The 12,699-nt window shown below is 49.8% G+C and carries 13 protein-coding genes; 7 read left to right on the top strand and 6 right to left on the bottom strand.

Annotated elements, in window-relative coordinates:
* Positions 1-76: 76 nt before the first annotated feature.
* The 3 genes from BV405_RS05785 to BV405_RS05775 form a co-directional block, all read right to left on the bottom strand.
* The gene (locus BV405_RS05785) at positions 77-649 is read right to left on the bottom strand and encodes an LPP20 family lipoprotein (protein ID WP_086479907.1); all 573 of its coding nucleotides are present in this window, start codon (positions 647-649) and stop codon (positions 77-79) included.
* Positions 650-899: 250 nt separating this feature from the next.
* Positions 900-2,129, bottom strand: coding sequence for a phosphoglycerate dehydrogenase (gene serA, locus BV405_RS05780; protein WP_086479906.1), 1,230 nt, complete (start codon positions 2,127-2,129; stop codon positions 900-902).
* Positions 2,130-2,425: 296 nt separating this feature from the next.
* Complete coding sequence (locus BV405_RS05775; RefSeq protein WP_086479905.1) at positions 2,426-2,740, bottom strand: MGMT family protein; 315 nt, start codon at positions 2,738-2,740, stop codon at positions 2,426-2,428.
* Positions 2,741-3,029: 289 nt separating this feature from the next.
* Between BV405_RS05775 and BV405_RS05770 the strand changes: the two genes are divergently transcribed.
* The 4 genes from BV405_RS05770 (at position 3,030) to BV405_RS05755 (ending at position 6,525) form a co-directional block, all read left to right on the top strand.
* Complete coding sequence (locus BV405_RS05770) at positions 3,030-4,001, top strand: ABC transporter substrate-binding protein (RefSeq protein WP_086479904.1); 972 nt, start codon at positions 3,030-3,032, stop codon at positions 3,999-4,001.
* Positions 4,002-4,149: 148 nt separating this feature from the next.
* Positions 4,150-5,040 (top strand): ABC transporter permease, encoded by an 891-nt coding sequence (locus tag BV405_RS05765; RefSeq protein ID WP_217895576.1) that lies wholly within the window; start codon positions 4,150-4,152, stop codon positions 5,038-5,040.
* The gene (locus BV405_RS05760) at positions 5,037-5,831 is read left to right on the top strand and encodes an ABC transporter ATP-binding protein (RefSeq protein ID WP_086479902.1); all 795 of its coding nucleotides are present in this window, start codon (positions 5,037-5,039) and stop codon (positions 5,829-5,831) included. The genes BV405_RS05765 and BV405_RS05760 overlap by 4 nt, the downstream gene beginning before the upstream one ends.
* Before the next feature lie 166 nt (positions 5,832-5,997).
* Positions 5,998-6,525 (top strand): outer membrane beta-barrel protein, encoded by a 528-nt coding sequence (locus BV405_RS05755; RefSeq protein ID WP_140054475.1) that lies wholly within the window; start codon positions 5,998-6,000, stop codon positions 6,523-6,525.
* Between the two features lie 6 nt (positions 6,526-6,531).
* Here BV405_RS05755 and radA read toward each other — a convergent pair whose 3' ends face one another.
* Positions 6,532-7,905: a DNA repair protein RadA gene (gene radA / locus BV405_RS05750; protein ID WP_086479900.1), complete on the bottom strand. Its 1,374-nt coding sequence runs from the start codon at positions 7,903-7,905 to the stop codon at positions 6,532-6,534.
* Between the two features lie 231 nt (positions 7,906-8,136).
* Between radA and BV405_RS05745 the strand changes: the two genes are divergently transcribed.
* The 3 genes from BV405_RS05745 to BV405_RS05735 all read left to right on the top strand — a co-directional run bounded on the left by BV405_RS05745 (position 8,137) and on the right by BV405_RS05735 (position 10,868).
* The gene (locus BV405_RS05745) at positions 8,137-9,408 is read left to right on the top strand and encodes an O-acetylhomoserine aminocarboxypropyltransferase/cysteine synthase family protein (RefSeq protein ID WP_086479899.1); all 1,272 of its coding nucleotides are present in this window, start codon (positions 8,137-8,139) and stop codon (positions 9,406-9,408) included.
* 71 nt (positions 9,409-9,479) lie between these two features.
* The gene (locus BV405_RS05740; RefSeq protein WP_086479898.1) at positions 9,480-10,124 is read left to right on the top strand and encodes an acyloxyacyl hydrolase; all 645 of its coding nucleotides are present in this window, start codon (positions 9,480-9,482) and stop codon (positions 10,122-10,124) included.
* A gap of 156 nt (positions 10,125-10,280) precedes the next feature.
* Positions 10,281-10,868, top strand: a complete 588-nt coding sequence (locus BV405_RS05735; RefSeq protein WP_086479897.1) for a peroxidase-related enzyme — start codon at positions 10,281-10,283, stop codon at positions 10,866-10,868.
* Positions 10,869-10,978: 110 nt separating this feature from the next.
* On the opposite strand, the gene BV405_RS05730 is transcribed toward BV405_RS05735, so the two are convergent.
* The gene (locus BV405_RS05730) at positions 10,979-11,335 is read right to left on the bottom strand and encodes a hypothetical protein (RefSeq protein WP_086479896.1); all 357 of its coding nucleotides are present in this window, start codon (positions 11,333-11,335) and stop codon (positions 10,979-10,981) included.
* A gap of 64 nt (positions 11,336-11,399) precedes the next feature.
* Positions 11,400-12,464: a uroporphyrinogen decarboxylase gene (gene hemE, locus BV405_RS05725; protein WP_086479895.1), complete on the bottom strand. Its 1,065-nt coding sequence runs from the start codon at positions 12,462-12,464 to the stop codon at positions 11,400-11,402.
* Positions 12,465-12,699: the final 235 nt, after the last annotated feature.

The following is a 12,699-nucleotide window of genomic DNA, read 5'->3' as shown; positions in this document are numbered from 1 at the left end:
GTTTATAACGAAAAAACGGGCATTAAGCCCGTTTTTTCTGGCCTGATCAGATTTACTGGGCAGGCTGGTATTTAGCTTAGCGCAGAGACTCTTCCAGTTCCTGCTGAGCTTTATAAGCGCGGAACTCTTCGTACATAGCGCGCTCAGAGGTTGGGCTCATTTCAGCTTTTGCCGCTTTCATCGCGTTGTCGAATACGGCCTTGGTTTCCTGCTGGCCAAAGCCGACCATTACGCAGTACTGGTTCTTCTCGTTAATTTTGAAGTAACCGCTTTCAACCACTTTAGTACCGCTCAGACTCTGATCGGTAACCTGCTTGGAAACACTCTCAAAAGTAGAACCGGAAGTCATTTCCTGTTCGCTCTCGGTCACACGCTGGTAGGTTTTATCCATCGCCTTGATGCGGGTTTCGATAGATTGAGCAATCATAGCGCGGGCGTTAGCGGTCGCGCGCTTCTTGTCCAGAGTCATGTTGCCGCTGGAAGTCACACAAGCGCTTTCTGCAATACCATCAGCCACAACAGGCTGGTCTACCCATGCAGGATAAGCTCGGGCTGCAGGGGCTTCTTCTTTCTCAGGGGATCCACCACAGGCCGCCAGACCCAATGCCAGAGACAGTGCAGACAGTTTTAACCAGGATGCTTTTTTCATGATTCCAAATCCTTTGACAACAAGCGTTGAAACACTATGTGGAGACCTGTGGCGTCGCTATGGAAAGGGCTGACGACAAGGCATTGAACTGATGGCAGATTAGCAAAAAAAAGCCATGCGGAACATAAAGTAAAGACCTGAAAAAGCCCGCCCAGTTCACCTTTTGTGATCTGGGCGGGCTTTTTGAGTTTTGCCGGTTCAGTGACGAGTTCGAATGCTCAGGACTGAACCTTCAGGTCGCTGAATGAGATCAGAACAGAACCCGTGCACGGATAGTGCCTGCAACGGTTCGCAGTGCTTCCAGTGCCTGAGGGCTGTATTCTTTCTCAACATCAACGACCACATAACCCACTTTCTCGTTGGTTTGCAGGAACTGACCTGAGATGTTGATACCGTTATCAGACAGTACCTTGTTGATTTCAGACATAACGCCCGGCACGTTTTCATGCAGGTGCAGCAGACGGTGCTTGCCAGGGTGAGATGGCAGGGCAACTTCCGGGAAGTTTACAGCGCTGGTAGTGGTACCGTTGTCGCTGTACTTGATCATCTTCTCGGATACTTCCACACCGATGTTTTCCTGAGCTTCCATGGTCGAACCACCCACATGTGGGGTCAGGATAACGTTGTCGAATTCGCGCAGTGGCGAGATGAACTCGTCATCGTTAGAGCGAGGCTCAACCGGGAATACGTCGATGGCTGCACCCAGCAGCTTGCCGCTACGGATCACTTCAGCCAGAGCGTCAATATCCACAACCGTACCGCGAGCGGCATTCAGGAAGATAGAACCTTGCTTCATTTCAGCAAATTGCTCAGGGCCCATCATCCACTTGGTAGCTTCGGTTTCAGGTACGTGCAGAGAGACGATATCGGCAGTGTTCAGCAGCTCTTTCATGCTGCCAACCTGCTCTGCGTTACCTAGAGGCAGTTTGGTGATCACGTCAAAGTAGATCACTTTCATACCCAGAGACTCGGCTAGAACCGACAGCTGAGAACCAATGCTGCCGTAACCGATAATACCCAGAGTTTTGCCGCGAATTTCGAAGGAGTTTTTCGCAGACTTCAACCAGCCACCACGGTGACAAACGGCGTTTTTCTCAGGAACGCCACGCAGCAGCATGATGGATTCAGCCAGTACCAGTTCCGCTACAGAACGGGTGTTGGAATAAGGCGCGTTAAATACCGCGATGCCGCGGATCATGGCTGCTTTCAGGTCAACCTGATTGGTGCCGATACAGAAGCAACCCACGGCAACCAGTTTTTCAGCCGCGTCGAAGATCTCTTCGGTCAGCTGAGTACGGGAGCGAATGCCAATAAAGTGGGCGTCTTTGATCGACTCTTTTAGCTGCTCTTCCGGAAGTGAAGCGGCGTGATATTCGATGTTGGTGTAGCCCGCTGCCTTGAAGTTATCAACGGCAGATTGGTGTACACCTTCCAGAAGAAGAATTTTGATCTTGCTCTTGTCAAGAGACGTAGTAGCCATGGTGCTGGAACCCTCTAACGGTCACGGCAGATCGCCGGTCTGAAATAAGCTGTAGCGAACTTCTGTTGTGGGTCAACGCGGTACAGGAGAGATACTCCGTACTGGGAGTGTTGTTGCGTTTCGCAGGGGTAACAGGGAAGTTTTGTTACTTATCCCAACAACAGGCGCAACATGGTAACACAACCCTTTGTAATTTCTGTTCAAGATTTCCTCATTTATCAATGAATCTGGCTCACTTTTAGGCTGTGTCTGGCAAAAAATTTCAGTAGTAATGTTTTGATCTAACGCGAATATCATCAGGGTGAATCGGGCCAGACCTTATTGGATGGGAGTTTGCCGCTGGCAGATAACAAGAGGCCTTCTGATTGCAGCCGTTGAGTCTGCTCGTCACACTTGCCGAATTGTGAAACTTTAAATTGGCTATTAACTACCCGATGCCAGGGTAACTGAGTGCCTTCAGGGAGTTGACTCAGTAAACGGGCAACCTGGCGTGCGGTGGTGCGCTGAGGAATCAGCTCGGCAAGACGACCATAAGTGGTAAAACGTCCTTCAGGTATTTCATGTAACACTAAATAAAGTGCGTCTTTGACGGATGGCGAGGATGTGTTCATATATTTTTCCGGCAATTTGTCTGAGGGGCGAATTTTTGTCCGGCATCATTTTCGATCATAGAGAATATTAAGGTATAGTTACGCCCCGTATTTTGCAGTTTCACTGGAAATCCGACTGCATTTATCGGTTGCGGCGCGAATAGTTGTTTGCTGCTGAGATTATTTCAAAAGATCGGCTGAGTCCGCTCTTAATTATAAAAAGACTCACAGGTTCATCGATGGCCCATGTGAGACTGCCCTATTTGTTTCAGGCAACGCTTAAGAGCCGTTGCCGCTTCTGGAGACGACCATGTTTAAAACCAAGCTTCGTAAGATTATTGCGGGTTCTTTGTTATTGGCATCAGGCCTGACAAGTTCTCTGGTTCAGGCTGATGCCTCTGTAGCGATTACTCAAATTGTTGAACACCCGTCTCTGGATGCGATTCGTCAGGGTGTTAAAGATGAGCTGGCAGAACGCGGTTATGTGGTTGGTCAAAACCTGAAGTGGAACTACGAAAGCGCCCAAGGTAGCCCTGCGACTGCTGCTCAGGTGGCTAAGAAATTTGCCGGTGATGCACCGGATGTGATCGTTGCGATCACCACCCCGTCTGCACAAACTGCTGTATCTGCGGCCCGTGGTATTCCGGTTGTATTCTCCGCTGTAACCGATCCTGTCGGTGCTAAGCTGGTTAAGGCCTTAGACAAACCGACCCGTTGGGTGACCGGTACGACTGATATGCTGCCGATGGACAAACATATGGAGCTGGTAAAAAAAGTTGTGCCAGGTGCCAAAAAGGTGGGCGTGATCTTCAACCCGGGTGAAGCGAATTCGGTCAGCTCTGTTCAAATGGTGCACGAAGCGGCTCCTAAACACGGCATGAGTGTTGTTGAAGCAGCGGCGACTAAGTCTTCAGATGTACTGGCTTCTGCCCGTTCTCTGGTAGGTAAAGTTGATGTGATCTACCTGCCAATCGACAACACGGTTATCTCCGCTCTGGAAGCTGTTCTGAAAGTAGCCGAGCAGTCTGATATCCCGGTTATTACCGGTGATACCGACTCTGTAAACCGTGGCGCGGTTGCTGCAGTTGGTTTTGATTACTATCAGGTGGGTCGCCAGACCGGTGTGATCGTAGAGCGTATTCTGAAAGGTGAATCACCGAAGAACATCCCTGTTGAAGGTGTTCAGACGATGGATCTGGTGATCAACCCGGCAGCTGCCGAGCGCATGGGTGTGACCCTGCCTCAGGCGCTGATCGATCAGGCGAAAAAAGTTATTCAGTAAGTTGTAGTCTTGTGAGAAAGCGGACGTAAGTGCCGCTTTTTCTCGTTAAGGCGCAACTGATTTTCTGCAGATTGAAGTGGCCAATTACTGCTCCTATCTGCTCAGTTAACCGCTCTTCCCGAGCCCCAAACCTCTTAATGGGATCATCGTGAGTTCAATTGCCTTCTTTGGTGCTGTGGAGTCAGGCCTGCTGTTTGGTCTGGTTGCCTTTGGTGTCTTTATCGCGTTTCGTGTGCTGGATTTTCCGGATCTGACCGTTGATGGTAGCTTTCCGCTGGGTGCAGCTGTTGCTGCAACTCTGATCGTCACCGGATGGAATCCCTGGCTGGCAACGGCGATGGCAATGGTTGCAGGCTGTATGGCAGGTGCTGTTACCGCATGGCTCAATGTACGCCTTCAGATTCTGAATCTGTTAGCGTCAATTCTGACGATGATTGCGCTTTATTCGATCAACCTGCGCATTATGGGTAAACCCAATGTTGCTCTACTGGGCGATGAGACCGTTTTCACCCCGTTTGAGAACTGGGATATCCCTTTTTACCTGATCAACCCGATTATCCTCAGTGGCTTTGTACTGGTGGTTTATCTGCTGTTTGTCCGTTTTATGACCTCTGAATTGGGCCTTGCGATGCGGGCAACCGGTGTGAATGCCAAAATGGCCCGTGCCAATGGTGTGCATACCGGACGTCTGACTATTCTTGGCGTTGCTGTCGCAAACGGTATGGTTGGGCTGGCAGGAGCCCTGTTCGCCCAGAGTCAGGGTACAGCTGATGTGACCATGGGTGTGGGGACTATCGTTATTGGTCTGGCTGCTGTAATCGGTGGAGAAGCGATTCTGTCTACCCGAACCATCGCCCGCTGGATTTTCGCCTGCCTTATTGGTGCCATTCTTTACAGGCTGGCGATTGCCGTCGCCCTGAACGCCGACTGGATCGGCTTGAAGGCACAGGACCTGAACCTGATTACCGCTGTTCTGGTGACGTTGGCGATTGTGATGCCGCGTATGAAACTGCTGAAACGCAAAGGAGGTCAGGCATGATTCAGGTTGAACAGCTTGCAGTAACCTTTGGTGCTGGAACGCCTCTGGAAAACCGTGCATTAAGGGGATTGAATCTGACCATTCCTGAAGGTCAGTTTGTGACGGTGATCGGTAGTAATGGTGCCGGTAAGTCGACCTTTCTGAATGCTCTGGCCGGTGAAGTGCTGGCTGATCAGGGAAAAATTCTGATCGATGATCAGGATGTGACCCGCTGGCCAACCAACAAGCGTGCAGGTTTGGTTGCCCGGGTTTTTCAGGATCCGTTAGCAGGAACCTGTGAAGCCCTGACCATTGAAGAAAATATGGCTCTGGCACTGAAACGAGGCTTGGGCCGCGGCCTGAGTCGTTCAATACGCCATGAATATCAGGAAATTTTCAAAGAGCGCTTAGCTCGACTTGGGCTGGGTCTGGAGAAGCGCCTCGGGGATCGTATGGGCTTGTTATCTGGTGGTCAGCGTCAGGCGGTGAGCCTTCTGATGGCGACCCTCCAGCCGATGAAAATTCTACTGTTGGATGAACACACTGCGGCACTGGATCCCAAGACTGCCGCTTTTGTGCTGGAGCTGACCAAGAACATTATTGAAGAGCAAAACCTTACAGCACTGATGGTGACCCACTCGATGCGACAAGCACTGGATGTTGGGGACAGAACCCTGATGCTGCACGAGGGTAATATCGCCTTTGATGTTGAAGGTGCAGAGCGGGAAGGCCTGGATGTGCCGGATCTGCTGGCGCTGTTCTCGAAAACTAAGGGCGAAGAACTAAGTGATGACAGCTTATTGCTTGGGTAGACAGACCTTTGGGTAACAAGATGTTTCTAAAAAGCAGGTTTAACCTGCTTTTTTTGTAAAAAATGTTTGCTACGCAGACTTTTTTGCACAGAGTCACGGAAATTAAAATTAATCTATGAGATGCTATTTATCGATTTAAAGTAATTGTTCAATCGAGGCATCAGATTTGCTGCGGATTCTTTTTACAAGTTTGATTTTGTTGCTCCCGCTGAAAACCCTGGCTGCCACTGCACACGGCTATCTGGGAGTGTTTGGCGGGGAGGTATCTGTTGATGGAATGGATACTCAAAAGGCTGAGCCGTTAACCTACACTTTAGGTTATCGCTTAAGCTCTTTTTGGGCCTTTCAGTTGGAATATACTGAAGCCGCGCCTTTTCGCGGTTGGGTTAAGTCTGATGATAAGGACACTCCATGCGATATTGAGTACACAACTTCAGGGGCATATCTGATGGTTATCCATCCAATGGGAAGTTGGCTCGATTTCAATATGAAGTATGGCTATGTGCAGGTTGAGTACAGTTTCGACGACCCTTTTGTTGAAGATAATATGAAAGAGCATTACTCCTTTAAGGGTAAAGCATACGGCGGCGGTGTGACTCTGAAGATGTCGAATTCACTTGTATTCACAGTGGACTACACTCAACTGAGAGATGATGCCTCCCAGCTGAGCGCAGGTATTGAGTTAGATCTATAACTACTTCTATAGAGCATCCAGCGCTTCTGACAGCTTGGTTACACCGATTACTTCCATTCCTTCGATTGCCGACTTCGGCATATTAGCTTTCGGAACAATCGCTCGTCTGAAGCCGTGTTTTGCCGCTTCTCTTATACGTTCCTGGCCGCTCGGCACAGGGCGTATCTCTCCGGATAGGCCGACCTCACCAAAAATCACCAGATCATGGGGTAAAGGCTGATTGCGCAGACTGGATACCACGGCAAGTAGCAGGGCCAGGTCAGCGCTGGTTTCCAGTACCTTAACACCGCCTACGACGTTGACAAAAACGTCCTGATCACCGGTAAAAAGCCCACCATGTTTGTTCAGTACTGCTAACAACATCGCCATACGGTTGGTATCCAGACCCACGCTGATTCGTCTTGGGTTGGCCATGTGCGATTCGTCGACCAGCGCCTGTATTTCAACCAGAAGTGGCCGGGTGCCTTCCCAGATCACCATAACGACACTGCCTGGCGACTCTTCATCTTCACGGCTCAGGAAGATAGAGCTTGGATTTTTCACCTCTTTCAGACCATTTTCCAGCATGGCAAAGACGCCCAGCTCATTGACTGCACCGAAGCGGTTTTTCTGCCCCCGCAAGGTTCTGAACCGGCTGTCGGCGGAACCTTCCAGTAGCAGGGAGGCATCAATCATATGTTCCAGAACTTTAGGACCCGCCAGAGAGCCATCTTTGGTGACGTGACCTACCAGCAGCAGAACGGTTCCTGTCTGTTTGGCAAAACGAGTTAGTGCTGCAGCACATTCTCTAACCTGGCTTACACTGCCTGGTGCGGACTGAATATCATCCAGATGTACGACCTGAATAGAGTCGACGACAAGCACTTTAGGCTTCATCTGTTCCGCAATGTCGAGAATCGCTTCGACACTGGTTTCCGGCAGCATCTTTAGTCCCTGAACAGGCAAATTGAGTCGCTGAGCACGCATGGCGACCTGCTGCAGAGATTCTTCACCTGTAATGTAAAGCGCTGACATCTGCTGCGAGAGTTGACACAGAACCTGCAGCAGCAGTGTCGATTTACCCGCTCCCGGATGCCCGCCGATCAGAATGGCAGAACCCGGAACCATACCGCCGCCTAACACGCGATCAAACTCACTGACGGTACTGCTGAAGCGAGGCAGTTCCTGCAGATTGACTTCCGACAGATCCTGAATTTTGCCGTCGGCAGCTCCGGCATAACCGCTTCGGCCAGCGGCTGGCGATGATTTTCGGCTGGATGCTGCGCCTAAACGAACCTCCTGCACCGTATTCCACTGTCCGCACTGACTGCACTGCCCCTGCCATTTCTGGTAATCAGCGCCACAATCAATACAAACAAAACCGGTTTTACTTTTCGCCATTTGATGCCTCAGTTGCTGGGTCTGTCTTTGGGTGTATAAATATACACTGCGATGTCGTTGGTGACGACCAACCTTCGTGTGAAGAATTGGCTATTGCGGTGCAATGTATTCTCAGTCATGATTTTTTGGTGCCATCTGCTGGGGATCAACCGCAGGTGGCCTTGAAAATAAAGCGCAATAATAAGTGCTAACTCATCATAAGAACTGTCACGGACGGAGCAGAGCATCCCTATGAAACCCGAAACTATCGCCCTTCATCATGGCTATACCGCAGATAATCAGAATTCTGTTGCGGTACCGATTCATCAGACAACTTCCTTCTCGTTTGATGATGCCCAGCATGCGGCAGACCTGTTTGACCTTAAAGTTACCGGTAACATCTATTCCCGAATTATGAACCCGACCTGCGATGTGTTGGAGCAGCGTATTGCAGCTCTTGAGGGCGGTATCGCAGCGCTGGCTGTCAGTTCCGGTATGGCTGCAATCACTTATGCGATCCAAACCATTGCTTCGACGGGCGATAATATCGTTTCAATCAGCGAGCTGTATGGTGGCACTTACAACCTGTTTGCCCACACTCTTCCGCGTCAGGGTATTGAAGTACGCTTTGCCGATAAGGATGACTTTGAAGGTATTGAAGCCCTGATCGACGATAAAACCCGAGCGGTTTACTGTGAGTCGATTGGTAATCCTTCCGGAAGCGTGGTGAATATTGCCAAACTGGCTGATATCGCTCACAAACATGGTGTGCCGGTTATTGTGGATAATACTGTTGCAACACCTTTCCTATGGCGTCCAATCGAGCAGGGTGCAGATATTGTTGTGCACTCAGCCACCAAGTATATCGGTGGTCACGGTACTACCATCGGTGGTGTGATTGTCGATTCCGGTAAGTTCCCGTGGGCAGAGCATGCCGATCGTTTCCCGCTGCTGAATGAGCCGGATGTGTCTTATCACGGTGTGAGTTACACCCGTGATGTGGGTGAGGCTGCCTTTATCGCCCGCGCCCGTGTTGTGCCTCTGCGTAATATGGGCGCTGCACTGTCGGCACAGAGTGCGTGGAATCTGCTGCAAGGGCTGGAAACGTTGTCTCTGCGTGTCGAACGTATCTGTGACAATACCCAGAAAGTCGCTGAGTTCCTGCAGAGTCATGAACAGGTTAGCTGGGTGAAATACGCGGGTCTTGCTGATCATAAAGACAATACACTGGCGAAAGAATTTATGGGCGGTAAAGCCTCGGGAATTCTGAGCTTTGGTATCAAAGGTGGTCGTGAGGCCGGTGCTAAATTCTATGATGCCCTGCAGCTGATCCTGCGTCTGGTAAATATCGGTGACGCAAAAAGCTGTGCTGCGATCCCGGCCGCTACCACCCACAGACAGCTTAATGATGAAGAGCTACTGGCTGCAGGTGTGTCTGCAGATATGGTGCGTCTGTCGATCGGTATTGAACATATCGACGATATTCTGGCTGATCTTGATCAGGCGCTGAATGCAGCCTCCTGATACGGGCTTGAATAAAAAACAGGGGCACTAAGCCCCTGTTTTTTATAGTATGTTTGCTCCACAGAATAAAAATGGCTGGTTGGATGAAAATTCCTACAAAAAAAATCAGATATCTTCTTTCCTTGTTTGCCCTGCTATTTGCCTCTCAAAGTATCTCTGCGGCTGAGCCGCCATCCTCGGTCTGGAGACTTGGGATCCCTATCTGGGTTGGGGCAATAGCTGCGTCGAATGTAGCTGGAGTCGATTCTTTTTCCATTGGTACAGGTCCATCTGACAAGATTGTCTCTAATGAGATAACACTACGATGGAAGCAGGATGCAGGGTATCGTTTTTCTGAGAGTTTTTGGCTAAGCAGCTACAAGCAATTCAGTTACACCATGTGGCAACTGGAAGGCGAGAAGTTAGCTCACGATTCTTCCAATAATACCTTGGATTTTATTCAGGGCTTCCGATGGAATTTTTCTGAAGATTCCATTCTAAGTTATGCTGATACTTCCTTAGGTCTTAGCCTTATCGCCAATGAAGTTATTGGCCATAAAGAGTTGGGCGGTACTTTGCAATTCACCGAGTATACAGGTGTTGGTGGTTATTTCTCACCTCGCTGGCAGTGGGATTTCGGTGTACGCCATTACTCCAACAACTACATGTATCGTGATAACAACGGCATCAACTTCTATCGCCTGATCATTAGTTACAACTATCAAAACGAAGACTGATCCGACTCTCTCCTGACTTTAAGGTCATTCGTATCTCTTGTTTATCAGGATATGCTTGTTTAGTGTATTTGTCATACAAATATAACTAAGGCCTCAAAATAGGCCGAAAACGAATAACAAAGACAAAAAAGCGTTTAACAATAGAAGGAGAATTACATGGCTCAGTTTTTAAGTCGTTTTCCGGTTCCGGAAACTATAGAGCATCTGCCTGATGATCTGAGAGATCGTATTTTGACCGTTCAGGAGAAGGCCGGATTTGTGCCCAATGTTTTTCTTATGCTGGCGCACCGTCCGTTGGAGGCCCGAGCCTTTTTCGATTATCACGACGCTTTGATGGAGCGAGAATCCGATACTCTCACTCCTGCCGAGAAAGAGATGATCGTCGTGGCGACCAGTTCCCGTAACCAGTGTCTTTATTGTGTAGTAGCGCACGGGGCTATTCTTCGTATCTACAGTAAAAATGCTTTAGTGGCTGATCAGGTGGCGATCAATCACAAAACAGCAGATATCAGCGAGCGTGAGCGGGTTATGCTCGATTTTGCACTTTATATCTCTCAGGATGTGGGCGAACTGAATGATGAGTGGGAGCAGAAGCTGCAATCGGTAGGCTTTAGCCAGGATGATATCTGGGATATAGGCGCAATCACCGCTTTCTTTGGCTTGTCGAATCGTTTGGTCAGTCTGACCAATACACCGCCAAACCCCGAGTTTTATCTGATGGGGCGGGTGCCGAAAGAGAAATAGGATCCGAAGCATTCTGATAATAAAAAACCGCGATCTGCTCTCTGCAGTATCGCGGTTTTTGGCTTCTTTACATTCGCTTCTTTACTAATGCTTAACGCTATAGCGAAGACTCAGTGACCAGCCTTAAACATGATAGCAACGGCAAAGAGCATCAGTAGCATGGTTGAGACCATCCAGAAGCTGAATAACCGATCCAGACGCCGGCTCAGGGTGTCGATTCTTAGTCCCAGTTTACCGGCTCTGTCATTCAGCTGTTGCTGACTCGCAGCCCGTTCATCGTCGAAGCTTTGGCGCAGCCGCTTTTGCTTGTCGTTGAGATCGGTCACCCGTTCCCGCAGATGACGATTTTCCTCTTCAAGCCGAACCAGACGCTCACGGGTTTCCAGCTGAAGTTGCAGGCTGGTTAGTTCGTGCTCCGGTGGCAGATCCTGATGTGAGGTTGGTTCCGAACGCGTGTCTGTGTTCATACTACTTCCTTACCGGATCTGCTCCGGATCGATGGGAAAATCCCTGCTTCAGTAAAAGATAGCCTTACTGGTGGTAACGCGCACTCAGCTCGTGAACGGCATCAACGAATACCTTAGCGTGCTCAGGGTTCGCAAACTGGTTGATGCCATGGCCCAGATTGAATACGTGACCATTACCGTAACCGTAGCTGTCCAGAATACGTGCTACTTCAGCTTTGATACCGGCAGGGGAACCGAACAACACATTAGGGTCCATATTGCCTTGCAGAGCCACACGGCCTTTAGTGCGTGCGCGAACTGATCCCAGCTCGGTGGTCCAGTCCAGACCAACAGCGTCAGCACCCGCTGCAGCAATGTGCTCGATCCACTGACCGCCATTCTTGGTGAACAGGATCACAGGGATCTTACGGCCTTCATGTTCACGGATCAGACCATGTACGATCTGCTCCATGTATTTCAGGGAGAATTCCAGATAGGCAGGTGTGCTTAGTGCTCCGCCCCAGGTGTCAAAGATCTGAACCGCCTGAGCACCCGCAAGGATCTGAGCATTCAGATAGCTGGTTACAGATTCTGCCAGTTTATCCAGCAGTTGGTGCAGGGTGTCTGGCTGGCCGTACAGCATGCCTTTGATATGACGGAATTCTTTGCTGGAACCGCCTTCAACCATATAGGTGGCCAGTGTCCAGGGGCTACCGGAGAAACCGATCAGAGGTACGCGACCGTTCAGTTCGTTGCGAATGGTGGATACCGCATTCATCACGTAGCCCAGATCCCGGTTGGCATCGGGAATTGGCAGTGCGTCAACGTCTGCTTGGGTACGAACGGTCTTTTTAAACTTAGGGCCTTCGCCTTCTTCAAAATAGAGACCAAGATCCATCGCATCCGGAATCGTCAGGATGTCGGAAAACAGGATTGCGGCATCCAGATCGAAACGCTCCAGAGGCTGAATGGTCACTTCGCAGGCCAGATCGGCATTGCGGCAAAGATCCATAAAGCTGCCAGCCTGTGCACGGGTCGCTTTGTACTCAGGCAGATAACGGCCTGCCTGACGCATCATCCATACAGGGGTTACATCGACAGGTTGGCGCAGCAGGGCGCGGAGGAAACGATCGTTTTTCAGTTCAGTCATGATCTCATAAACCGGTTTAGACGTATGACATCGGCCTGCGGATAACAGAGTTTCCGCTGCCGGAGTATTTGTGCCTATTGTACCGGAGACAGCCCCTCCCGCTAGTATAAAAGTCAAACTTCCTGCAGGTAAAATTGAGCAATAGCACTTAAGTCGAGTTTTGGGTTAACACTGTTTTAAGTTGTTGAAAGGATGACAAACGTCAACTCGCTGATAGAATAAGTGCCCTTCTGAT

Origin of the sequence: Oceanospirillum sanctuarii (genome assembly GCF_002150805.1) — a bacterium.
In the GTDB taxonomy this organism is placed as follows: domain Bacteria; phylum Pseudomonadota; class Gammaproteobacteria; order Pseudomonadales; family Halomonadaceae; genus Oceanospirillum; species Oceanospirillum sanctuarii.
This window is presented reverse-complemented; position numbering and strand designations above follow the sequence as displayed.

What these genes read in the sequence shown, in the direction of transcription:
- BV405_RS05760 (WP_086479902.1), top strand. Translation starts at nt 5,037, where the DNA reads ATGATTCAGGTTGAACAGCTTGCAGTAACCTTTGGTGCTGGAACGCCT.
- BV405_RS05775 (WP_086479905.1), bottom strand. Translation starts at nt 2,740, where the DNA reads ATGAACACATCCTCGCCATCCGTCAAAGACGCACTTTATTTAGTGTTA.
- BV405_RS05745 (WP_086479899.1), top strand. Translation starts at nt 8,137, where the DNA reads ATGAAACCCGAAACTATCGCCCTTCATCATGGCTATACCGCAGATAAT.
- BV405_RS05770 (WP_086479904.1), top strand. Translation starts at nt 3,030, where the DNA reads ATGTTTAAAACCAAGCTTCGTAAGATTATTGCGGGTTCTTTGTTATTG.
- BV405_RS05730 (WP_086479896.1), bottom strand. Translation starts at nt 11,335, where the DNA reads ATGAACACAGACACGCGTTCGGAACCAACCTCACATCAGGATCTGCCA.
- radA (WP_086479900.1), bottom strand. Translation starts at nt 7,905, where the DNA reads ATGGCGAAAAGTAAAACCGGTTTTGTTTGTATTGATTGTGGCGCTGAT.
- hemE (WP_086479895.1), bottom strand. Translation starts at nt 12,464, where the DNA reads ATGACTGAACTGAAAAACGATCGTTTCCTCCGCGCCCTGCTGCGCCAA.
- BV405_RS05735 (WP_086479897.1), top strand. Translation starts at nt 10,281, where the DNA reads ATGGCTCAGTTTTTAAGTCGTTTTCCGGTTCCGGAAACTATAGAGCAT.
- BV405_RS05785 (WP_086479907.1), bottom strand. Translation starts at nt 649, where the DNA reads ATGAAAAAAGCATCCTGGTTAAAACTGTCTGCACTGTCTCTGGCATTG.
- BV405_RS05740 (WP_086479898.1), top strand. Translation starts at nt 9,480, where the DNA reads ATGGCTGGTTGGATGAAAATTCCTACAAAAAAAATCAGATATCTTCTT.
- serA (WP_086479906.1), bottom strand. Translation starts at nt 2,129, where the DNA reads ATGGCTACTACGTCTCTTGACAAGAGCAAGATCAAAATTCTTCTTCTG.